Source organism: Rhodospirillaceae bacterium (assembly GCA_002746255.1).
In the GTDB taxonomy this organism is placed as follows: Bacteria; Pseudomonadota; Alphaproteobacteria.
This window is the reverse complement of record NVWO01000010.1, coordinates 26,496-49,214: the sequence shown is the minus strand read 5'-3', so window position 1 is coordinate 49,214 and position 22,719 is coordinate 26,496. Positions and strand designations below refer to the sequence as shown.

Sequence of the window (22,719 nt, the reverse complement as noted above, 5' to 3'; positions counted from 1 at the left end):
CCACCAGTATGCTTTCCCTAGCCATCTGTCATAGATTGAGAAACATGGCTGATTTTTTCCGACGCATTGGACATCCCTGGATCGCCTTCGCCCATGACACCTTCATGGCGGCGGCATCATTCCTGATTTCGCTCTATTTGCGGCTCGGCGATGGCGCGTTTAGCTACGCACGGGAATTTCTGCTTGAGGGAATGGCGATCTTCACTGTCGTTTCCGCAGGCGTGTTTTTGTCGATGCGGCTCTACCGCGGAATCTGGCGCTATGCATCGCTTGACGATCTCGTTGCAATTACGCGCGCCGTCACGCTTGTGATCCTGATTTTCACGCCGCTCATGTTCATGCTCACACGCCTTGATGCCTTGCCGCGGTCGATTCTTCTAATCAACTGGTTCGTGCTCATGGCTCTTCTTGGAGGGCCCCGCTTTCTCTACCGCCTGATCAAGGATCGGCGTTTTGATCGTTTTCTGGAACGAGATGGTTACCGTCGCGTGCCTGTTCTTCTTGTTGGAACCGGCGAGGGAACGGAAATGTTTATCCGCGCGACCGACCACGAAGCGGGTGCCGCCTATCGCGTCGTCGGCATTGTCGATGAGAAGGGAACCCGGGTCGGGCGAAACATTCGCGGCGTCCCCATTCTAGGCACACCGGAAAATTTGCCCGAGACTGTCGAACGGCTGACACGCCGGGGAGAACGACCGCAGCGCCTGATCCTTACACGACAAAACCTTGATGGCGCGAGAATCAGCGAGATTCTCAACATCGCCGATGGCCTTGGCATGCCCCTTTCGAGGCTTCCAAGACTGACGGATTTCCAGCGGAGCGACGCCAAAAGCCTTGATATCCGCCCCATCGCAATCGACGATTTGCTGGGCCGTCCGCAAACCGTTCTGGATCAGGATGCCATGCGCAAGATGATCGCTGGCCGGCGCATCCTGATTACCGGGGCCGGCGGCACCATCGGTTCCGAGCTTGTCCGTCAGATTTCCGATTACGCGCCGACGCATTTAACCCTGTTCGACAATTGTGAGTTCAACCTCTACCAGATCGATGGGCAGCTTGCGGAGCGCCATGGCAAGATTTCACGAAGCGCGCGCCTTGGCGACGTGCGCGATTCCAGCCGTCTGGCGAGCGTCCTTGCCCGCGAGACCCCGGATCTTGTTTTTCACGCCGCGGCCCTGAAACACGTTCCCATGGTGGAAGAAAACCCGGTCGAAGGTGTGCTGACAAACGCCATCGGCACCCGCAACGTTGCCGATGCCTGCCAAAAGGCAGGGGTTACCGCGATGGTCATGATTTCCACCGATAAGGCGGTAAACCCGACAAATGTCATGGGCGCAACGAAACGACTGGCAGAAAGTTACTGCCAGTCCCTCGATCTTGCCGCCGCAAATTGTGGCAATGGCACGCGCTTTGTGACCGTTCGTTTTGGCAACGTGCTGGGCTCCACCGGTTCCGTTGTTCCGCTCTTCCAGAACCAGCTGCGCCGGGGAGGCCCGCTAACCGTTACCCACCCTGAAATAAGCCGCTATTTCATGACCGTTCGCGAAGCGGTCGCATTGGTACTGCAGGCGTCTGTCCTGGGCACAAAGGGCGAAAAACATGGTGGCATTTTCGTCCTTGATATGGGCAAGCCGATTTTCATCCTGGATCTGGCCAAACAGATGATTCGCCTGGCCGGCCTGCAGCCGGAAAAGGATATTGCCATCGAATTTACCGGCCTTCGACCGGGTGAGAAACTGCATGAAGAACTTTTCCACGCCTCAGAAAAGCTCGTGGAAACGCCCTGCAAAGGCATCCTGCTTGCCGCACCGCGAACGGCGGATCACGAAATTCTTGGCCGTGCCTTCAACGAACTTGCCGGGCTCTGCCAGGCCCGAAAATCGGACGACGTAAAGGCGTTCCTCAACAAGCTCGTTCCAGAGTTCAAGGAACAAAAGCCCTTGCCGGAACCGGCCTTAAACGCCGTTACGCGCGAATCCGCATCCTGAGTGGTTGCCGCCAGAAATCCGCTCAGGCACACTCGCCTCCCACAGCCACCCAAGCCCAACCGCATCGGAGTAGAATATACCATGCCTGATCCCCGCCTTACCCCCATCCGTCGGGCACTGATTTCCGTTTCCGACAAGAGCGGACTGGAAGAATTCGGACGTTTTCTTAACGATTTTGGCGTCGAAATCCTCTCCACCGGCGGCTCGGCGAAAAAATTACGGGACGCGGGCATTCCGGTTACCGAGGTTTCGGATCACACCGGTTTCCCGGAAATTCTTGATGGCCGGGTGAAGACCCTGCATCCGCTTATTCATGGCGGGCTTCTTGGACGCCGCGACGATCCTGCCCACATCGCCGCGATGAAAAAACACGGCATCGCACCAATCGACCTTTTGGTCGTCAATCTCTACCCGTTTGAGGAGACGATTGCGAAGGACGCTTCCTTTGACGACTGCATTGAAAACATCGACATCGGCGGACCGGCGCTGCTTCGCGCGGCATCGAAAAATCATGCCTTCGTCACCGTCATCACCGACGCGGTGGATTATGCGGCGGTCATGGCAGAAATGACGGAGACGAAAGGCGCCACAACGCTGGCGCTGCGCCGCCGCCTGGCCGCGACCGCCTATCAGCGAACCGCCGCCTATGATTCCGCCATCGGCAACTGGTTCGGGAACGTGCTGTCTGAAGATTTCCCTCGACGGGTCACTTTCTCGGGCGAGCTGCGCCAGACGCTCCGTTATGGCGAAAACCCACATCAGCAAGCCGCCTTTTATGTCAATGGTGCCCCACGACCCGGCGTCGCAACGGCAAAACAGATTCAAGGCAAGGAACTCAGCTACAACAATCTGAACGACACGGATGCCGCCTTCGAGCTTGTCGCCGAATTCAACGTCCCCGCCATCGCCATCATCAAACACGCGAACCCCTGCGGCGTTGCCACGGCCGAAAACCTTAAAACGGCCTGGGACCTGGCGCTGCGCTGCGATCCCGTGAGCGCCTTTGGCGGCATCATCGCCACCAACCGCACTCTGGATGCGGCAACGGCCGAGGAAATCGTAAAACTCTTCATGGAAGTCGTCATCGCACCGGACATAGACGAAGAAGCCCGCGAAATCCTAAAGGCAAAAAAAAACCTGCGCGTTCTTCTCACCACGGACATGCCGGACCCAACCGAAGCAGGCTTTGCGTTTCGTGATCTTGCAAACGGCTTTTTGCTTCAAGGCCGCGACAATGGCCAAATTGACGAGAAGGACATCACGGTGGTGACAAAACGCCAACCGACGGAAAAGGAACTTGCCGACCTTCTTTTCGCCTTTACGATCGCCAAGCATGTCAAATCCAATGCCATTGTCTATACGAAGGATCTGGCGACCGTTGGCATCGGCGCAGGCCAGATGAGCCGCATCGATTCATCGCGCATCGCCGCCCACAAGGCGTCCGAGGCCGCACGGATAGCCGGGATGAAAGAAAGTCTGGCACAAGGCTCCGTCGTGGCATCCGACGCCTTTTTCCCCTTTGCGGACGGCCTGCTGGCGGCAGCCGAAGCAGGCGCCACCGCCGTCATCCAGCCTGGGGGCTCCATCCGTGACAAAGAAGTGATTGCGGCAGCCGACGAACAGGGGCTGGCCATGGTGTTCACGGGCATGCGCCACTTCCGCCACTAAGCGCAGACCCACGTAGCGATGGCGGGGGCCGGCTTATGCCTGAATGAGAGAGCGCATCTGGCGATTGGCGACCGTCAGCATCGCAAGGTCAAAGCTGTGCAGCGCACTTGCCGAGTGAATTTCATTTAACATCTGGCGCGTTCGTTCAACAGCGATCTTGTTAGCCAAAATCCATGAATCGAGAATGCCATCAAGGCGCGCCGCACCCTTCGCTGCCCGAACAATCCGACATGTAAGCGCCGCCTGTTGCCCGGATAGATCGTCCAAGATCGCCTCAATGGCCGTCTTCTGCCAATGGCTTTCCGGCAAAATCTGTCGCCCCTCGACACGTAGCCAATCAAGGCCGAAAACAACACCAACCTTGAAATAAAGCGTGCCAATCTCCTCGACGCTATGACTGGAACTCTGCGCCTCCACAACCACATCGAAGGCCGGAGCCAAATAATCCATGCTGGCCACTGCCGCCGCCAGTTTTCTCGGAACCCCCGCCGATACATAACGCGCCTCGCGTTTCTTGACCTCGTTGCGCTGTGCCTCCGGCAAAATCTTTCCAAGCGATGTCGTAAATTCACTAACGCCAGCGCTAAATTTTTTCAGATGGGCCGCAATTGCCAGAGACCGATCGCCATTTCGGAGGAACCAGAACGTCGCCTGCTCAACCAGCCGACCAATATCACCGAACATTTCCGTCTGTGTGCACACTGCAACCTTGTTATCAAGCGTCTCAACGCCCTCCCACAAATCAGAAAGGCCAAAGGCTTCGCGCACAACCAGATAGGCGTACGCAATGTTTTCCAGCGGCATGCCGGTGTTTTCAGCTAATTGCGCAACCATGGCGCCGCCCATGCGGCTTATGAGGCCATTTGCAACCTGCGTGGCGATAATCTCGCGGCGCAACCGATGGTTTGCGATCTGTCGTGCAAAACCAGCACAAAGCGGCGCCGGGAAATAGCGAGTGAAATCGGCGGCAAGGAAGGGATCGTCTGGTATGTCCGACTCGAGAAGTGCGCTGTACAGCCAATTCTTCACATAGGAAATAAGAACGGAAATTTCCGGACGTGTCAGCCCCTGCCGCGCCATAAGCCGCTCTTCGATAACGGCATCGCTTGGCAGAAACTCGATCTCTCGATCCAGCAGGCCTTTGTCCTCCAACGTTCGAATCAACGCCGCCTGACCGTCAAGAAAGTCCGACGCGCGCGAAGCAACATAGGTGATGGCTTGGGTGTGCAAATAATTGTCCCGAAGAACCAAATTCGAAACGTCCTTCGTCATCCGCACCAAAAGGGCATTTCGCTTTTGTTCCGTCAGTTTTCCGGACGCGACCACCTCGTTCAGAAGAATCTTGATGTTTACCTCGTGGTCGGAGCAATTCACGCCAGCGGAATTATCGACCGAATCCGCATTAAGATGCCCGCCCTCCAGGGCATATTCGACTCGCCCAAATTGCGTGATGCCAAGATTCGCGCCTTCACCAATAACCTTGCAACGCAGTTCCGTCGCATCCACACGAATCGCGTCATTTGCCCGATCGCCGGCATCAAGGCTGCTTTCACTGGACGCCTTTACATAGGTGCCGATACCACCAAGCCAAAGCAAATCAGCCTCTGCGCGCAAAAGATAGCGCATAAGATCGTTCGGCGTAATGCGTACCGAGGGAATCGCGAACCGCTTTTGAATTTCCGGGGAAAGCTTGACCGATTTTGCTGCGCGATCAAAGATCCCACCCCCCTTCGAGATTAGTTTTGCGTTGTAATCCGTCCAGCTGGAACGTGGCATTTTGAAAAGCCGCTTGCGTTCCAGAAAGCTCGTAGCCGGATCCGGGTCTGGATCAATAAAGATGTGTTGATGGTTAAACGCGGCGAGAAGACAGATGTGCCGGGAAAGCAGCATGCCATTGCCAAACACATCGCCGGACATGTCGCCCACACCCAAAACGGTAAAATCCGTTTTTTGAATATCGACACCGAGTTCCCGGAAGTGACGCTTGACGGATTCCCACGCGCCACGTGCAGTAATGCCCATCTTCTTATGATCGTACCCCTGGGACCCGCCCGACGCGAAGGCATCCCCAAGCCAGAAACCATAATCTTTCGAAATAGCGTTCGCGATATCCGAAAACGTGGCCGTTCCCTTGTCAGCGGCGACCACAAGATAGGGGTCGGCCTCATCCTTGCAGATCGTATCCAGCGGCTGGACGGCCTGGTTGCCATCAAGATTGTCCGTAAGGTCCAGCATGCCGCGAATGAGCATTTGATAACAGGCGATGACTTCGGCCATCAACGCCTCGCGCCCACCCTCCGCCGGCGGGCGCTTGACAACAAAGCCCCCCTTCGCACCAACCGGCACGATAACCGCGTTCTTCACCATCTGAGCTTTCATCAGACCCAAAATCTCGGTTCGAAAATCCTCACGCCGGTCTGACCAGCGAATGCCACCACGGGCGATGCGCCCCCCCCGCAGGTGAACGCCCTCCATGCGTGGTGAATAGACGAAAATTTCGAACATGGGCCGCGGCAGCGGCAACCTCTTGATGAGACGGCTGGCAAATTTGAAGGAAAGGTAAGGTTTTGGCTGCCCTTCCCCGTCTTGCTGAAAATAATTCGTCCGCAGGGTCGATTCGACAAGATTGTAAAACCGGCGAAGGATTCGGTCCTGATCCAGGTTCGGAACTTTCTCCAATGCCGCCTCAATCGCGTTGCGCAGCTTCACGACGCGCACTTCCGCACGATGCCGGTTTCGAGGGTCGAATCGCGCCGCAAACAAATCCATAATCAGCCGCGCAATGGACGCATTGCCTGCCAGGGTTTCCCCCATATAAGCGAGGCTGAACGGAACGCCAATCTGACGAAGAAATTTCCGAAAGGCACGTAAAACGACGACCTCCCGCGACGTCAGCCCGGCAATCAGGACCAGGCGATTGAAGACGTCATCCTCAACGCGGCCTTTCCAGACGTCCAGAAAGGCTTCTTCAAAATTTTCCTTGATGTCATCGAGTGGAATGTCGATCCCACCCTCCGTTACCATGTGAAAATCATGGATGAAAACGGGCGCGCCTCCCTTTGGTGAAATTTCGAACGGCACTTCGCCAATCACGCGAAGTCCCATATTTTCAAGCATGGGCAGCGCATCCGAAAGCGGCACGGGCTTGCCATAATTGTAAATCTTGAACCGGAGCGCGTTGCTTGCGGAGCCTTCCTTTCGGTAAAGGCTCAGAGCAATTTCCTTGTTTTCAAGAACGTCTGAAATTTTTTCGATGTCGTCGATTGCTGCGCACGCATCAAAATGCTCACGATAGGAGGGCGGAAAGCCCTTCCCATATTTCCGAAGCAGGCTTAAGCCCTGGGATTCCCCTTCTACTTCGATCAACGCATCGCGAAGGTCCTCCTCCCAGGACCTGGCGATCACGATCAACTGCTTCTCAATCGCGGCATCGCTAAGTTTCAGCGCCTTGCCAGGCGTTATGCGGATGAGAAAGCGAAGACGCGCAAGTACCGAATCGCCGACTTTTGTGTAGTAGTCGGTTGTCTCACCACCATAAGATTCTTCGAGAACCTTCTCGATGCGCTCGCGCAATTCCGTGTTGTAGATATCGCGTGGCAGATAAACAAGGCAGGAAACAAACCGTTGAAATGGATCGTGACGGCAGAAAAGCGCCACATGCTTGCGTTCCTGAAGCGCCAAAATGCCCATGCTGATACGGGAAAGATCAGCTTCCGATATCTGAAACAGCTCGTCGCGTGGAAAATTCTCCAGAATATGGAGCAACGCCTTGCCACTATGGCTTGCTGGAAGAAACCCGGCGCGCGCAAGGGTGGCTGCGACTTTGTGGCGAAGAATAGGGATTTCCCTAGGGCTGCGGCTATAGGCGGTCGAGGTGTAAAGCCCAAGAAAGCGCCTTTCCCCCGTCACATTGCCATTCGCATCAAAAATGCGGATGCCAATATATTCCATATGCGCAAGCCGATGGACCGTGGAAAGCGCCGTCGTCTTCGTAACAATCAACAGGCTGTCTTTGCGGTCCACGCTTGCCGTTTTCAACGGCGCAGGCGACTTACTTCCGGCAATAAATTTCGGTGACGGTTTTCGTAAAATGCCAAGCCCGGATTTTGCCACCGGTTTCAGATACGCCTTGTTGCCCTTTTTCTCCAAATGGTATTCGCGATAGCCAAGAAAGGTAAAATGGTCGTCAAGAAGCCACCGGAAGAAGGCCACGTCTTCGGCGACCGCCTCCATCGGAAGCGGCGGCGGCGTTTTATCGGTTTCGCTAATGATTGCGTGCATCTGGCTCCGCAATGGTGCCCAGTCCTGAACGGCAAGCCGCACGTCTTCCAAAACACTCTCCAAGCCCGCCTGGAGGGTGCTTATGAAATCCGGGTTCATTTGCTGATCGACCTCGATATGCATGAACGATTCGCGGCACGCCTTGTCACCACCATCCTTAAGGCCGTCAATACGAGAGAGTTTCCCGCCCGGCGTACGCAGAACGTCAAAAACGGGGTGAACAATATGATGAACGGTTAAGCCATTCCGGTTCAGCTCCGCCGTCACGGAATCCACAAGAAACGGCATATCGTTGTTTATGATTTCGATGACAGTATGGGAAGATTCCCAGCCATCCTGCTTCACACTGGGGTTGAAAATCCGGATGCCGATCTTTCCAGACGCACGAAGTTGCCCGAGGCTCCAAACTGAAAGCGCCGCACAAGCAAGGGCGCCTGTCGAACAAGCGGCCATATCCGCCAACAAAACGTCCCCATAATAGAGACGAATAAACCTCGCAAGAGAGGCGTCTTTTCCGCCGCATTTTTTCTTTGCAGCAGCACGCACAACGGCATTAATCAAAGCCGTCTGTTTGCGCGGTGATTTTTTTGACATGTTCTTTTCTCCCTGCGAGACAGGAGGATCCCACCTGCGTAGGCTATCCCAGTCTGTACCTATTCCCAAAGACTCCCTTCCATGTCGTGCCAAGGGAGGTCTAATCTGAGAACAGAGATACCTTGACGGAAAAAGGATCTTTTCGACAATCCGATCATCCGGAGGAAGTCCTGATAAAACGTAAAAAAATTACGGCGTGGTTGCCTGGGATATTTTTGCATCGCCAACGCTGGCTGGCCGTCATGGTGTTTGCACTGCTGCCCCTGGGAATCGTCGAAAACCGGGCATTTTCCGGGGAAGTGGCGACGCCCACGTTGCGCGTCGCCTTTCTCGCCATGAAGAACACCGCCGGGCCGGCGCGTTCGAATCTTGAGGCGGAACCCGGCGATCTTGGGCTTCAGGGCGCGCAATTGGCAATCGGCGACAACGGCACGACAGGAAAATTCCTGAACCAGGCCTTTCATCTTGAAGCTGTTATCCTGCCAGCGGATGGCGATGCGACTGCCGCGTTGCGCAAGCTTATCGCCACCGGCCTTCGCCACATTGTCACCCGGCTTCCAACCGACAGCCTTCTTGCGCTGGCCGATTTACCCGAGGCCAGGGATGTTCTTTTTTACAACGCAGGCGCCCCGGATGATTCGTTGCGAAATCAGGCATGTCGGCCCAACCTTCTGCACATCCTGCCAAGCCGCGCCATGTTGGCCGATGCGCTTGCGCAATATCTTGTTCGCAAACGCTGGTCACGATGGTTTCTTGTGGTTGGCCCCAGGGAAGCGGACCGGGATTTTGCCAGCGCTGTGCGCCGAGCCGCCAAACGCTTTGGCGGCCGCATCGTGGAAGAGAAGGATTGGACCTACACCCATGATGCCCGACGGACGGCAATGGCCGAAGTACCGCTGTTCACGCAAAACGTGAATTACGATGTTTTGATTCTTGCCGATGAACGCGGGGATTTCGGCGAATATTTTGCCTACCGCACCTGGGAAGCGCGGCCGGTTGCCGGCACGCAAGGATTGCGCCCGACGGCCTGGCACTGGACCCATGAACAATGGGGCGCCTCCCAGCTTCAGCGGCGCTTTCAAAAGGCTGCCGGACGCGCGATGCGTGCAGAAGATTATGCGGCATGGCTTGCCGTCCGCGCCATCGGCGAAGCGGCGACGCGGACGGGTACAACGGATCTTGCGCCCCTTCGAAGCTATCTTTTAGGGCCTGATTTTTCCCTCCAGGGGTTCAAAGGGCAAAAGCTGACCTTCCGTCACTGGAACCGGCAATTGCGCCAGCCGATCCTGCTTGCGGCCCCAAAAGCCCTCGTCGCATCGGCACCCCAGGCGGGCTTTCTGCATCCGAAAACCACCCTCGATACGCTAGGCTATGATGAACCGGAAAGCGGTTGTACGGCTTCATACCTAGGGGAAGGAAAATAGAGGCATGGACAGGCGGAAAATTTTAAGACATGCGATCCTTGCTTTCATCCTTGCCATTCCAAACGGCGCCTTGGCAACAACCGTTTACGTTTCCAATGAAAAGGACAACACAATCGTCCTTCTTGATGGCGAAACCGGCGCATTAAAAAAAACCATTCCGGTGGGCCGCCGTCCCCGTGGAATTGTCCTAAGCCTTGATAAAAAGTCGCTTTATATCTGTGCCAGCGACGACGATATAATCCAGGTGCTTGACCTGGAAACGGCAAAGGTGACCCATACGCTTCCTTCCGGAGACGATCCGGAAACCTTCGCCCTTCATCCGAATGGCCGGGTTCTTTATGTCTCGAATGAAGACGACAACCTTGTCACCGTGATCGACGTGAATACGCGTAAAATCCTTACCGAAATTCCGGTCGGCGTCGAACCGGAAGGGGTGGGAACAAGCCCGGACGGAAAATGGGCCGTTGTCACGTCTGAAACCACAAACATGACCCACTGGATCGACACCGCCACGAACACCCTTGTCAAAAACGTGCTTGTCGACAGCCGTCCCAGATACGTCGCCTTCACCCCAGATGCCAAAGAGGCGTGGGTTTCCGCCGAGATCGGCGGCAATGTGAACATCATCGACAGCACATCGCATGAAATCACGCATCGCATTGCCTTTGCCATCTCCGGTATCGAAAGCGCGAAGATTCAGCCGGTCGGCATCGCCCATATGAAAGACGGCCCATGGGCGTTTGTCGCGCTCGGCCCGGCGAACCACGTCGCCGTCATCAACCGCAAGACCTATGCGGTTGAAAAATATCTTCTTGTCGGCAGCCGGGTCTGGAACCTCGCTTTTTCACCCGATGGGAAACGGCTTTACACGACGAACGGCGTCAGCAACGACGTCTCCATCATCGACGTGGCCGCCCTGAAAGTTGAAAAATCCGTCGCCACGGGCCGCTTTCCCTGGGGGGTTGCTGTTGGGCCATAGCATGCACGACGCCGCCACGCCCGCGCTTCAAATAGACGGGGTAAGTTTTCGCTATGGTGCGAAGACCTCCTTAAGCAATATTTGTTTCACGATCGCGCCGGGGAGATTCACCGTGCTTCTAGGGCCGAACGGCGCCGGAAAGACGACCCTTTTTTCCCTCATCACCCGTCTCTATGCCTCGAATCAGGGGCGCATTTCCGTTGCTGGCTTTGACCTTCAAAAAACACCCCTGCCCGCAATGGCCGAAATGGGCGTCGTTTTTCAGCAGCCGACACTCGACCTTGATTTAAGCGTGCTTCAGAACCTTCGCTACCACGCCGCCCTTCGCGGCATGGGGAAAAAGGATGCCGTTCAACGGATTGAAACCGAACTGCGGCGTTTTGACATGGATGAACGGAAACAGGAGAAAGTCCGCGCCCTAAATGGCGGACATCGGCGACGGGTTGAGATCGCGCGCGCCCTTCTTCACCGGCCACGCCTTCTGCTGCTGGACGAACCGACAATTGGCCTGGACGTGCCAACACGCCTGGCCATTGTCAATCACATCCACGGGCTGTGCAAAACGGAAGGCATTGCTGTGCTTTGGGCAACGCATCTTATCGATGAAGTTGCCCCCGACGACCACATTGTCCTGCTGGATTCGGGCCGCGTTCGCGCGCAAGGCACAACCGCCGACATCCTGCAGACGGCAGAAGCGACAACCCTTGGCGACGCGTTCACAAAACTGACGGCGAAGGACGCCCCATCATGAACGCCATGCATTATCTACGTGGGTTTCTGGGCATTCTCACCCGCGAGGCGCTGCGGTTTCTACAACAACGCGAACGGTTCCTGGCCGCCCTTGTGCGCCCGCTGATCTGGTTGCTGGTTTTTGCAGCCGGCTTTCGCGCGGCGCTTGGGATTGCGATCATGGCGCCTTATGAAACCTACATTCCCTATGAGGTCTATATCCTTCCCGGCCTCATCGGCATGATCCAGCTTTTCAACGGCATGCAAAGTTCGCTCTCCATGGTCTATGACCGGGAGATGGGAAGCATGCGCACCCTGCTTGTAAGCCCCCTTCCCCGCTGGTACCTGCTAATCTGCAAGCTGGCAGCGGGCACCTTTGTTTCCATCCTGCAAGTCTATGCCTTTCTTGGAATCGTCTTTCTGTTCGGTATCGAGACGCCGCTTCTTGGCTATTTCACAATCCTGCCCGCGCTCATTCTTTCCGGCCTCATGCTCGGCGCGCTAGGGTTGTTGTTTTCTTCGGTCATTCACCAGCTTGAAAATTTCGCCGGCATCATGAATTTCGTTATTTTCCCAATGTTCTTTCTGTCCTCGGCGCTTTACCCACTTTGGAAAATGCGGGAATCAAGCGTGCTGCTTTATGAAATCTGCCGCTTTAACCCCTTTACCCATGTTGTCGAGATGATCCGTTTCGCCCTTTATGGCGATTTTAACCCCTGGGCGATTGCCATCACCCTGGGCTGCTTTGCATTGTTCATGGGCATGGCCGTCCTTGGCTACGACCCGGCACGGGGTATGATGCAACGAAAAGGCGGCGTTTAAGGTTTTTCCAGCAACTGGAGTCGCTGGCGAAATTCCGCCAGCACCTCGGCCGTCCGCTCGTCTCGCGGCACCGCAATCGGCACATCGGCAAGAAGCGTTGCCGGACTGTCTGAAAGAACAAGCACGCGATCGGCAAGCACGATCGCTTCATCCAAATCATGGGTGACGAACAGAACCGTTGTCGGACGCGCGCCCCATATATCCAGCAAAAGCCGGCGAAGCCGTTCCGCCGTTGGCCTGTCGAGGGAAACAAACGGTTCGTCCATTAGAAGCAAATCCGGCGCGATGGCAAGGGCGCGCACGATCGCGGCACGGCGCTGCTGGCCAAGGGAAAGCTTCTCCGGATACGCGTTCCGAAATTCCGTCAACCCGGCCTCGGCAAGCAGTTTTTCCACAAAGCCATCTTTTGGGGCCGGCTCCTTCAGGACAAGGCAGACATTCTCGAACACCGTCCGCCAAGGCAGAAGGCGCGGCGTTTGGAAGACGTAGCCGATATTCGGCATCGCCTTTTCGGCCATCCCCTCACGCGCAATGTTGCCCTCATAATCCGCATCCAGCCCGGCGACCAGGTTCAAAAGCGTCGTCTTGCCGCAACCAGACGGACCGACAATCGCAAGAAATTCCCCCTTCTTGGCGGAAAAGCAAATTTTACCCAGGACCTGCCGCCGACCCTCTCCAGACATGTCCGGGAAATACTTTTTGCGAAGGTCAACCTGCATTCCGCTCATCGCCGCCACCGCATGGCCCGACGGTCAAGGGGGCGTAAAATCACAGCTTCGATTACCAGCACGACAGCAACAAAGGCAAGCGTGTAAGCAAGGATCGAGGCCACATCGAACAGTTGAAAATAAAGATGCAGTTGAAAGCCGACCCCATTGCTGCGTCCAAGCAATTCAACGACCAGAACAATTTTCCAGATCAGCGCCAACCCCGAACGGGCGGATGCCAGAAAATAAGGGGAAAGTTGCGGCAGCACGACATGACGAAAGGTCCGAAGGGAGCCCAGGCGGAAACTGCGCGCCATTTCAAGACAGTCCCGGTCAAGCGCGCGCGATCCTTCCCGAAGCGTCACGGCCACGTTTGGAATCTTGTTCACCGCGACAGCCAAGATCGCAGCGGATTCAACCAGCCCAAACCAGACATACGCCAACAGGATAACGACCAGTGCGGGAATGTTCAGAAACAGAACCAGCCAGGAGTCGAACAGCCGGTCAAGCAATCGGGATCTTCCCATGGCAATGCCGATGGCCGACCCGATCGTCATCGCCAGAACAAAACTTGCCGCCACGCGCCCAAGGGTGATGCCGATGTGGTGGGGGATTTCGCCACTTTGAAACCCGTCATACAGCACGGCAAATACAATTTCCGGCGGTGGCAGAAGGCGGCTGTCAACGACCACCGCCCCGTATTTCCAGAGGAGAAGAAGGAGGAGGAAGGAAACAATTCTCGGCCACATCTCTTTTAGGAAACCCATGGGTTAAAAACGGTCCTCCGCCCAGAAGGTTCCCGGTGCCAGGCGGGTTTGCCCACCGGTCAATGGCGTCCCAGCCACCCCCGAAAGAACGCCGAAAAGGGCTTCGGCGGCGTGACGTTCCTCCTCGCCCCAATGTTCGAGAAGCCCCCGCCGGTAGGCGTCGCGTACCGTGTGAAGCTGGGTTGCGCCGTCCGTGCGCGTAAGGGGGGCAAGACGTTCCCATTCGGCATCCGAGTGACGAAGGATGGCCTTGGCCTCACGCGATGCCGCAAGAAAGCCCCGCAGCGCATCGCGGCGCGACTCTGCCCAGGCGGACGAAAAAACATAGCCCAAAAATGGAACACGCCGGGAAACGCCCAGGCGCCTTGCCACCTCTGCCGTGTCGATCATGCGACGAAACCCGATCGTCTGAAGCATGGCTGCGTCCTGCCAATAGGTCAGCACCGCGTCCAGACGCCCGGTCTGCATTTCCATCCGCAAAAGCGGCGGGGCCGCAAAGACAATTTCCATTTCATCGGCAAGGCGCAGGCCCTCTTCCTTTGCCGCCAGGGCTTGGAGAAGCAGCCAGTTCTTGTTGATCGGCCCACCGGCAACGCCAATGCGCAAGCCCGCAAGGTCCCCCAGCGTCCGCGTCTTGGAAGCCGCCGGAACCATGAGCGCACCGGCCCAGGCGCCATAGGGCGCGAACGTTACGTCCGAGCCGGATTGGCGAATCCGCGAAACCCAAAGCCAATCGGCAAGAATGACATCCACCCCACCGGCCTGAAGGGCAACCTTCAGGGCCTGGGTACTGGCAAGCGGAACAATGTCCAGAGAAAACCCGTGTTTGCGATCCAGCCTGTGATGGGCAATGACATCAAATTCCCAGGCAACGGAGCCGAATTTCAAAGCCCCAATCCGGATCGACTGAGCCAGACTCGGCTGAGCCAGACTCGGCTGAGCCATGGCGGGCGGAGCATGCGTCACGGCAGGCAGCAAGAACAGGGCAGCCGCCAGGGTCATGCCCACCTGCCATCGAATGCTTCGTCGTCGCAACACCCCGGCATCCCTTCTTCGTTTTTCGCCGCCTTCAAACCACCGGCTTCGATTAAACCCTTGCCTGATAGCAGACGGAGAGGCCATACTTTGCATGGAAAGACCAGTTTCGAAAAGAAAACAAGGTTCAATGGATATGCGGAAGCAGTGGAAAAAGCCTCGGATTCAAGTAATCCGCATCGGCCTTGAGATCAATGCCTACGCCTGCTCCGAAGGCTAATCTCCACTTTTTTTAGTCACCACCCACGATAAAAATCATCCCACAACGGGAGAAACCGGTTGTTGCAGATTCTTGTCCTGGGATCGGCGGCCGGCGGCGGCCTTCCCCAGTGGAATTGCGGTTGCCATGTCTGCCAGCGCGCGCGCGCAAAAGACCCAATGGTCCGCCCAAGAACCCAGTCTTCCCTTGCCGTACGGGCAGATGACGGGCCATGGTTCCTACTGAACGCATCGCCCGATCTGCGCCAGCAATTAAACGAAACCCCCGCCCTTCATCCCCCCGAGAAACACCGCAGCAGCCCGATTGGTGGCGTCGTGGTGACCAATGCCGACATCGACCACATTGCCGGTCTTTTAAATTTGCGGGAAAGCCAGCCGCTTAGCCTTTACGCGACGGGACGGGTCCAAGACACACTGAATGCGAACCGTATTTTTCACGCCCTGAACGAGAAATTTGTGCAACGGCGAAAATTCACGCTCAACACGCCAACGCGCCTTGAAACGGCCGACGGTGCCGCCTCGGGCATTACAGTCGAAGCCTTCACCGTTCCTGGGAAAGTAGCGCTTTATCTGGAAGACCCGACGGCAGGCCCCAATTTCGGCAGCGTGCCAGAAGATACGATTGCCCTTCGGGTGGCATCGGCGACCGGCAATTCCCATTTCTATTACATACCTGGCTGTGCTGCCTTCCCCGACGAACTGGCGCAACGTCTTCGCGGCGCCCCGCTGGTCTTGTTCGATGGCACCCTTTGGCAGGACGATGAAATGATCACCTCCGGCGTCGGGGTGAAAACGGGAAACCGCATGGGGCATATGAGCATCTCGGGCGAAGCGGGTACGTTGGCAGCCTTCCGGACGCTGGGCGTCAAACGGAAAGTCTTTATTCACCTGAACAACACGAACCCCGTTTTGATGGATGATTCACCGGAACAAAAATGCGTCACCGATGCCGATTGGGAAGTCGCCTATGACGGAATGGAAATTCGACTATGAAAAACGCGCCGGACAATGCGCTGTTAACGCCGGACGCGCTTGAATCCGAATTGCGGGCAATCGGTCGCGAACGCTATCACGACCGGCACCCTTTCCACGCCCTTCTCCACGGCGGCAAGCTGCGAAAGGGGCAGGTGCAGGCATGGGCGCTTAACCGCTATTGCTATCAGGCGCATATCCCGATCAAGGACAGCACGCTGCTTGCGCGCATGACGGACCCGGCCCTGCGACAAATCTGGCGCGTACGCATCGAAGATCATGACGGAACCCCGGAACGCGAAGGAGGCATCGCGCGCTGGCTGAAACTGACGGACGGCCTTGGCCTTCCCCGAAGCGATGTCATCGCCATGAAAGGTGTGCTGCCGGCCACGCGGTTTGCCGTCGAGGCCTATGTGCATTTTGTTGGCGAACGTCCGCTTCTCGAAGGGATTGCGTCGTCGCTAACGGAACTTTTTGCGCCGAAAATTCATCGTGAACGGATTTCTGGCATGCTGGAGCATTACGATTTCATCGATGAAGCGACGCTTTCCTATTTCCGTGGGCGGCTTGATCAGGCGACGCGGGACGCCGATTTTGCTCTTGATTATATGAAGCGCGAAGCCAGAACGGTCGCAGCCCAACAACGCGTCCTCCAGGCGCTCTATTTCAAATGCAATATGTTGTGGGCACAACTGGACGCGCTGATGCACGCCTATGTCGAACCTGGCCACATTCCGCCCGGTGCCTTTCAACCGGAAGACACCCCATGAAGGCACGCTGCATCCTCGACAGCGAAGCCCTGCCGCGACTGGCACCCCATGTGCGGTTTCGCTTCGATGAAACGCGCGCGCGATGGGTTGTGCTGTCACCGGAACGGCTTCTCATACCCGATGCGATCGCCGTCGAAGTCCTGAAGCTTTGCGATGGAAAGACCTCCATCGCCGCGATGATCACCGCCCTTGCCGAACGTTACCAAGCCCCCCACGAAACGATCGAAGCGGATGTTCTGGAACTTCTGCAAGACCTGACGGATCAGAGAATCCTTACCCTATGAGCACGCCGGCACCGCCCCTGGCCCTCCTTGCAGAGCTTACCCACCGATGCCCCCTGCAATGCCCGTATTGTTCGAACCCATTGGCCCTTGAAGGCGCGGAGAACGAACTTTCGACAGAAGAATGGTGCCGGGTTCTGGACGAGGCGGCGGCACTTGGCACCTATCAGGTCCACTTTTCCGGGGGCGAGCCCGCCACGCGCAAAGACCTTTGCCAGCTTGTCCGCCATGCAAACGCTGCCGGGCTTTATACGAATTTGATCACGTCCGGCATTCCCCTCGACGCGGCAAAGATCAAGGCCCTTGCACATGCCGGCCTTGAACATGTCCAGCTAAGCCTTCAGGGCAGCGTCGCCGAGGCCGCCGACCGAATTGCCAACATGAAGGGCGCGCACGCAAAAAAACTGATCATCGCAAGACTTGTCCATCAGGCCGGGCTTGCCCTTACGATCAATTGCGTCTTTCACCGTCAGAATCTGGAGCATCTCGACGCGATGATCGACCTGGCCGTTGAACTTGGCGCCGGGCGGCTTGAAATCGCCCATGCCCAATATTACGGCTGGGCCTTTGAAAACCGGCAAGCCTTGCTGCCAAGCCGCGACCAGATCGAAAAGGCAAGTGCCCTCATCGCCGAGGCCGAGGTGCGGCTGAAAGGCATTCTCCTCATCGATCACGTGCCGCCAGATTACTATGCGAAGCGCCCGAAGGCCTGCATGGGCGGATGGGGCAACCAATTTCTGAACGTCAGCCCGTCGGGCAAGGCCCTGCCGTGCCACGCCGCCGAGCAGATCCCAGGCCTTCAATTCGACAATGTCCGGGAGCGCGGCCTGGCCGACATCTGGCTGAAATCAACCGCCTTCCAGCATTTCCGCGGCACCGACTGGATGCCGGAGCCCTGCCTTTCCTGCGAGCAGCGTGAAATTGACTGGGGCGGCTGCCGTTGCCAGGCGCTGCTGCTGACCGGCGATGCGGCAAGGATGGACCCCGTCTGCGAGCTTTCCCCAGACCACGACCAGATCCGTCAAATGACGGCAAGCGAAGCCAGCCATCCGGTTTCCCCCTTCCGTTACCGCCGAAAAGGGAATTAAGAACCAGTTGCAAGTCGCCGCTATCTTTTGGATACTGCTGGCGAATTCACACAGCCCCGTGGAACGCTCTGGAGAGAATAAATGAGATCATCGAAGATTCTAGGCCTCGGCGTCGTATTTGCCTTTGCGTTTACGCTGGTTAGCGGCGTTGCAATGGCAGGCGACGTAAAAAAAGGCAAAAAGGGTTTCAAAAAGTGCAAAGCCTGTCACACGTTGGTCGCCGGTAAAAATAAAGTGGGCCCGTCTCTGGCTGGCATCTTTGGCCGCACCTCTGGGACCGTGGAAGGGTTTAAATATTCAGCCGCAATGAAGGACGCCGGCATTGTCTGGAATGAGGAAACGCTTGATGCCTTTCTTACCAAGCCGAAAAAATACATCAAGGGTACCAAGATGGCCTTCCCCGGCCTGAAGAAAGAAGCCAAGCGCAAGGATCTGATCGCCTATTTGAAAGAAGCCACGAAGTAGCCTTTTCGGACAATTTCAGTTAGATGACCTTTACGGTGCCGTTCTCCCATAGGGGCATAGGAGACGGCACCGTTTTTTATTGGCACCCGGCTAATTTCAATCCAAAATCGCTTCGAGTTGCCGCAGCTTGTCATCAACGGAAATTTCTATTTCCGAAGTCGTCTCAAGCTCTCGATCCTCAAAAACATTGCCATCTGGATGCTGTTTCTTCCACGCCTCTACCGACAGGTCGCGGCGAGCAATCAGGTCGCATATTTCAGGCTCAAAAAACTTCAGCATCGCCGTAATCCAACGATTGACCAGCAAGGACGGACGCGCCTGGTCCATTTTAAAACACGCAACCATCCGGCACACATCCTCCCCCGCATACCAAGTTTCGCCGGTCACCCAGCGGTTTGCTGTAAACAGGCAGCTTGGATGGCCAAAGGCATCCATCGAAATAGCAATCAAATGGCTTAACGCGACGTTGTCATCTGCGGGGGGCTCGAAATCCGGCAAGGGCGTCGGTCGTATGCCAGGGGGCATTCCCTTTGGCCGCAGGAAGACGTGAAAATGCCCATGCTCATCCCGATGTTCCCGGTGTGCATGGTAGTAATACTGGGAATGGGTTTCCCCATCATAGGCGTCTCCCTCGGGATAGTGATCCCACTGATAAAAGGTTTTATGCCCGCGGATTAGCTCACCAACGACGTTGTCCCCCGTCTTGGCAAGAAGCCGGTAGCACTCCAGGACCTCGCGGCCGGCTGTCCACTGCGCCTTAAGCTTGGGATGCGAAATCGCAGCCAAATCCGTCATTTTGCTTTGGTCACCCCAGGCAAATCGCAAAAATTCCGTGCAAAAATAAAATCAGCCATGTTTATTCATTTTAATCAATGGGTTAAGAAAGCATGCTTGGGGGAAGGTGCGAAGATAGGCAATAAAAATGCGCGATACTGACTGGCTTTTTTATCCTGTTGAAAATATGTTAGTCCATTCAATGGGGCAGCATAACGCCAACGATAAAAATAACGAATCCCCAAACTCGATACACAGACAAACAGATACACAGCTACACAGACGGTGAGGAAGCCATGCGCTCAAGTTTCGTGAAATCCCTTCTGTCATCCGGGGCAATCCTTCCACTTATGGTCGGGGCCGCAACAGCCGCCGCACTTGCCATGAGCAATCCCGCCAAGGCGGAATCGCCGGAAGCGCCGGAGACCTTTCTACGCGGGGGCCATGAATACAACATCCCCAAATCGACCTTTGACGGAGAACCCGCCCTTCAGAAATTTATCAAGATTGAAAAAAATCAATATCGCTTCTATCCGGATCCGGTAGACAACCCCGGAAAGTTCTATGCGCCAAAAAGTTGGCCCATGAAGAATGGCGAAGTTATTAAGGAACTGCGCGTCGAGGGCACGGAACTTCTCGAGGAAGGTTTTGCCAGACGTTACATTCTGGGTGAAGACCATGCCAAGCGCACGCGGCCCGGCGAAGCTTTTGACAAGGACTTGTTCGTTCTTGCCGTCACCTCCCTTTTTGCAACGGGCATGTACTGGGAAATTATCGTTTCCACGGAGGGCGACACGCTGGTCGTCCATGCCATTGAGTCCCCGGTCGTACGCGGCGAAGTGGTTGGCCGGGAAGACTTGATGTCGGCGGAAGAAAAAGCCGCCCTTGAAGCACATAACAAACTCGACATGAAGGAAGCAAATGCGCTTTACGTGGCCCTTCTCCCTAACATGCTCGAAATATGGGAAAAATCGCAGAATAAGGTCGTTTCCGAATATTCCGAATGGAAACGCTACAACGTTGTCCCCTTCCAGACCGGGAAATTTAGGGACAGCGAGTACATCAACCTTTACGCAAATGATAAGGTCGAAGCTTGGGGCAACTTTAATCGGATGCCGATCGGMACGGTTCTCGTGATCGATAGTTTCCACGGCGATGCCGATCGCACCGGATACGCAGCCCGGTGGAAGACTGGCGATGTCGTCATTTTCCGAAAGATGAAAAAAGGCTTCAACGCCGCAACCGGMAATTGGAAAATTACGAAAATCGATAGCAARGGCAACRCCCARGACATCACCGGAGAGAAGGGCGTGAAATCAGCCTATCTTTTCGCCGTACCGGATCAATACAAGAAAACACTTTATTTCTAGGCTGAGCCCTGCGTTCAGCTTCCAGACTTCTTTCTGGATAAAAATTTGGGGGGGTGCTTTTGCACCTCCCTTTTTTTGTGCGATCTTCACCCGCAACCCTGCGCCCATTGCCCCCGTTACGGCCCTCCTAACGGTAGATTGTCCACAAGCTACATATGCTTATCAAAGAAAATGCCAGCTTCTCCGATAAGAAACCTTTCATTCCCTGGGAGCAGTAAAACCTACAACGCGCTCCGCCAAGGCTGTGGTTGGCCAGCGGCCGAGGCCGGCAGCAAAAAACATAGATTTCTGCATGAACGCCACAAGAGGGCAAAACAAGATGGTTTGCGCTTCGATACTCAGGAGGAATGGGGAACATCGGCCCAATTAAGCTTCGCGCCTGAAAAACAACGGCAACAGCACATCCCATAAAAAAACGGGCGGGGCCTTTCGGTCCCGCCCGCATTTACATGGCCGCGCTGGCGCTTACCACCTTGCCTTTTTCACAGCCTTCAGATTGACGTCCGAGGGTTTCAAATCCGTATTGAATTTGGTGTCCTTGCTGGTTATCAGGACGCTGGCATGATTGACGAGGAAGTCTGAAAGCACCGCCCATGTCGCCCACAGAACTACGCCCTCCGGATCGTCCTCGGTTGGAAAGACGTGATGGCCCTGGATCTGCGTTTTCCAAAGCTTCCCCTTTGGCGTGAAATATTCAGCCAGATACGGGGCCCATTGCTCGACATCGACATAGACCACCTTGCGGCTATAGGGATGCCTTTCCGGCGTGATGCCCTCAATGACGTAGACTTCTCTTGGTTCCCACTCATCGACCGGGTTCCAATACGGCGCGGTCTTCAAATCAAAAACGGGGAATCGCTCCTGCGGCGTGTCGCCATTCTTTTTCCAAAAAGGCTTGGTGGAATTTGCAACAACAAGGATTTTCTTTTTCGCAATCACCTTGTAGTCGGAATACCAGGTCGGATGTGCGCTTAAAACCAGCACATCGTCGGCCAGAAAATCCGTGGAGCCCAGCTTATCCATCCAGAAATCCCCGGAGAAACGCCGCACCTTGCGCGCTGCCACGGCATAGGCCAGCAACCAGTCCGGATCCCCGTTCAGATAGCGGATAAGGACCAGCCCGTTCCCCTTCAGATCCTGAGGCGAGGTCTGAACAACGAGCGACTTTTCGATAATCCGCTTGTTTTCCCCGGCCCCATTGTCCCGACGCAGGGCACCTCTTACGAAGGACCGCTTGAAGAATTGCTTCTGGACGCGCTCAAGCCCCGTTTTTCCGTTGATCATCGCTATGATTACCTCCGGAAATTCCTGATTGTCGCCCCGCTGTTTGCCAAGATACATGTTCCACATGACCTTTCGGCCAGCCTTGGGGTCCTGCAAATCTATTTCCGGAAAGGGGGGGCCCGCCGCCCAGCCATCTAGAAGATTGGCGTCATCCAGGGTCACCGCTTCGCGATTGTGCTCCGCCGCCGCCACCCATTTCGGATCCTTGGGGTGGGGTTTTGTGTGCGCAAGCTTCATCGTCAGACCCTTCTCCCGAATCTGCCACTGAAAATTCTCAGGGATAAGGCTCTGAATGGTTTCGCCCTCGAAGGTTTTATCAAGAAGCGATTTCAGATTTTTGGCGCTGATAACCGTTCCCTCTGGAACTTCTTCCCCATAAGCCGGAACCGTGAAAATCAGACCGGCAGCCAGAAGAATCCCGCCTAAAATCCCCCCCCTTTTTCTTTCTCGCATCATCTTTTGTGACTCCAAGTAAATTCATTTTTGCCCCTATTTTTACTAT

19 protein-coding genes are annotated in these 22,719 nt (G+C 55.8%); 13 read left to right on the top strand and 6 right to left on the bottom strand.

What is annotated here, in order from left to right; genetic code table 11:
- The first annotated feature begins 44 nt into the window (after window positions 1–44).
- A complete protein-coding gene (locus COA65_07120; GenBank protein PCJ58930.1) occupies window positions 45–1,988 on the top strand; it encodes a nucleotide sugar dehydratase in 1,944 nt (647 codons plus the stop codon).
- 81 nt (window positions 1,989–2,069) lie between these two features.
- On the top strand, window positions 2,070–3,656 hold the full coding sequence (purH, locus tag COA65_07115) for a bifunctional phosphoribosylaminoimidazolecarboxamide formyltransferase/inosine monophosphate cyclohydrolase (protein PCJ58929.1): 1,587 nt from the start codon (window positions 2,070–2,072) through the stop codon (window positions 3,654–3,656).
- Between the two features lie 33 nt (window positions 3,657–3,689).
- On the opposite strand, the gene COA65_07110 is transcribed toward purH, so the two are convergent.
- A complete protein-coding gene (locus tag COA65_07110; GenBank protein ID PCJ58928.1) occupies window positions 3,690–8,531 on the bottom strand; it encodes an NAD-glutamate dehydrogenase in 4,842 nt (1,613 codons plus the stop codon).
- 242 nt (window positions 8,532–8,773) lie between these two features.
- On the opposite strand from COA65_07110, the gene COA65_07105 reads away from it, so the two are divergent.
- From COA65_07105 to COA65_07090, 4 genes are read left to right on the top strand one after another with little or no spacing between them, the layout of a single operon-like run.
- A complete protein-coding gene (locus COA65_07105) occupies window positions 8,774–9,955 on the top strand; it encodes a branched-chain amino acid ABC transporter substrate-binding protein (GenBank protein PCJ58955.1) in 1,182 nt (393 codons plus the stop codon).
- 4 nt (window positions 9,956–9,959) lie between these two features.
- Window positions 9,960–10,934 carry a hypothetical protein gene (locus tag COA65_07100; protein ID PCJ58927.1) on the top strand — a complete coding sequence of 325 codons (975 nt, stop codon included), beginning with the start codon at window positions 9,960–9,962 and terminating at the stop codon, window positions 10,932–10,934.
- Window position 10,935: 1 nt separating this feature from the next.
- Complete coding sequence (locus COA65_07095; protein PCJ58926.1) at window positions 10,936–11,685, top strand: ABC transporter ATP-binding protein; 750 nt, start codon at window positions 10,936–10,938, stop codon at window positions 11,683–11,685.
- Complete coding sequence (locus COA65_07090) at window positions 11,682–12,485, top strand: multidrug ABC transporter permease (GenBank protein ID PCJ58925.1); 804 nt, start codon at window positions 11,682–11,684, stop codon at window positions 12,483–12,485. The genes COA65_07095 and COA65_07090 overlap by 4 nt, the downstream gene beginning before the upstream one ends.
- Here the strand turns inward: COA65_07090 and COA65_07085 are convergent.
- From COA65_07085 to COA65_07075, 3 genes are read right to left on the bottom strand one after another with little or no spacing between them, the layout of a single operon-like run.
- Window positions 12,482–13,222, bottom strand: a complete 741-nt coding sequence (locus COA65_07085; protein PCJ58924.1) for an ABC transporter — start codon at window positions 13,220–13,222, stop codon at window positions 12,482–12,484. The two genes, COA65_07090 and COA65_07085, sit on opposite strands and share 4 nt — an antisense overlap.
- Window positions 13,210–13,959: an ABC transporter permease gene (locus COA65_07080; protein PCJ58923.1), complete on the bottom strand. Its 750-nt coding sequence runs from the start codon at window positions 13,957–13,959 to the stop codon at window positions 13,210–13,212. The genes COA65_07085 and COA65_07080 overlap by 13 nt, the downstream gene beginning before the upstream one ends.
- A 3-nt stretch (window positions 13,960–13,962) precedes the next feature.
- Entirely contained in the window at window positions 13,963–15,090 is a 1,128-nt protein-coding gene (locus COA65_07075) for an ABC transporter substrate-binding protein (GenBank protein ID PCJ58922.1), read from the bottom strand.
- On the opposite strand from COA65_07075, the gene pqqA reads away from it, so the two are divergent.
- From pqqA to COA65_07045, 6 genes are all read left to right on the top strand, one after another.
- The gene (gene pqqA / locus COA65_07070) at window positions 14,903–15,214 is read left to right on the top strand and encodes a pyrroloquinoline quinone precursor peptide PqqA (GenBank protein ID PCJ58954.1); all 312 of its coding nucleotides are present in this window, start codon (window positions 14,903–14,905) and stop codon (window positions 15,212–15,214) included. The genes COA65_07075 and pqqA overlap by 188 nt on opposite strands.
- A 59-nt stretch (window positions 15,215–15,273) precedes the next feature.
- A complete protein-coding gene (locus COA65_07065; GenBank protein ID PCJ58921.1) occupies window positions 15,274–16,206 on the top strand; it encodes a pyrroloquinoline quinone biosynthesis protein PqqB in 933 nt (310 codons plus the stop codon).
- Window positions 16,203–16,955: a pyrroloquinoline quinone biosynthesis protein C gene (locus COA65_07060; GenBank protein PCJ58920.1), complete on the top strand. Its 753-nt coding sequence runs from the start codon at window positions 16,203–16,205 to the stop codon at window positions 16,953–16,955. Before COA65_07065 ends, COA65_07060 begins: the two co-directional genes overlap by 4 nt.
- On the top strand, window positions 16,952–17,239 hold the full coding sequence (gene pqqD / locus COA65_07055; GenBank protein PCJ58919.1) for a pyrroloquinoline quinone biosynthesis peptide chaperone PqqD: 288 nt from the start codon (window positions 16,952–16,954) through the stop codon (window positions 17,237–17,239). Before COA65_07060 ends, pqqD begins: the two co-directional genes overlap by 4 nt.
- A complete protein-coding gene (locus tag COA65_07050; protein PCJ58918.1) occupies window positions 17,236–18,324 on the top strand; it encodes a pyrroloquinoline quinone biosynthesis protein PqqE in 1,089 nt (362 codons plus the stop codon). The genes pqqD and COA65_07050 overlap by 4 nt, the downstream gene beginning before the upstream one ends.
- A gap of 81 nt (window positions 18,325–18,405) precedes the next feature.
- Complete coding sequence (locus tag COA65_07045) at window positions 18,406–18,789, top strand: cytochrome c family protein (protein ID PCJ58917.1); 384 nt, start codon at window positions 18,406–18,408, stop codon at window positions 18,787–18,789.
- Between the two features lie 96 nt (window positions 18,790–18,885).
- On the opposite strand, the gene COA65_07040 is transcribed toward COA65_07045, so the two are convergent.
- A complete protein-coding gene (locus COA65_07040) occupies window positions 18,886–19,584 on the bottom strand; it encodes a hypothetical protein (protein ID PCJ58953.1) in 699 nt (232 codons plus the stop codon).
- 329 nt (window positions 19,585–19,913) lie between these two features.
- On the opposite strand from COA65_07040, the gene COA65_07035 reads away from it, so the two are divergent.
- Window positions 19,914–20,933, top strand: coding sequence for a hypothetical protein (locus tag COA65_07035; GenBank protein ID PCJ58916.1), 1,020 nt, complete (start codon window positions 19,914–19,916; stop codon window positions 20,931–20,933).
- Between the two features lie 465 nt (window positions 20,934–21,398).
- On the opposite strand, the gene COA65_07030 is transcribed toward COA65_07035, so the two are convergent.
- Window positions 21,399–22,673 carry a hypothetical protein gene (locus tag COA65_07030; GenBank protein ID PCJ58915.1) on the bottom strand — a complete coding sequence of 425 codons (1,275 nt, stop codon included), beginning with the start codon at window positions 22,671–22,673 and terminating at the stop codon, window positions 21,399–21,401.
- Between the last annotated feature and the right edge of the window lie 46 nt (window positions 22,674–22,719).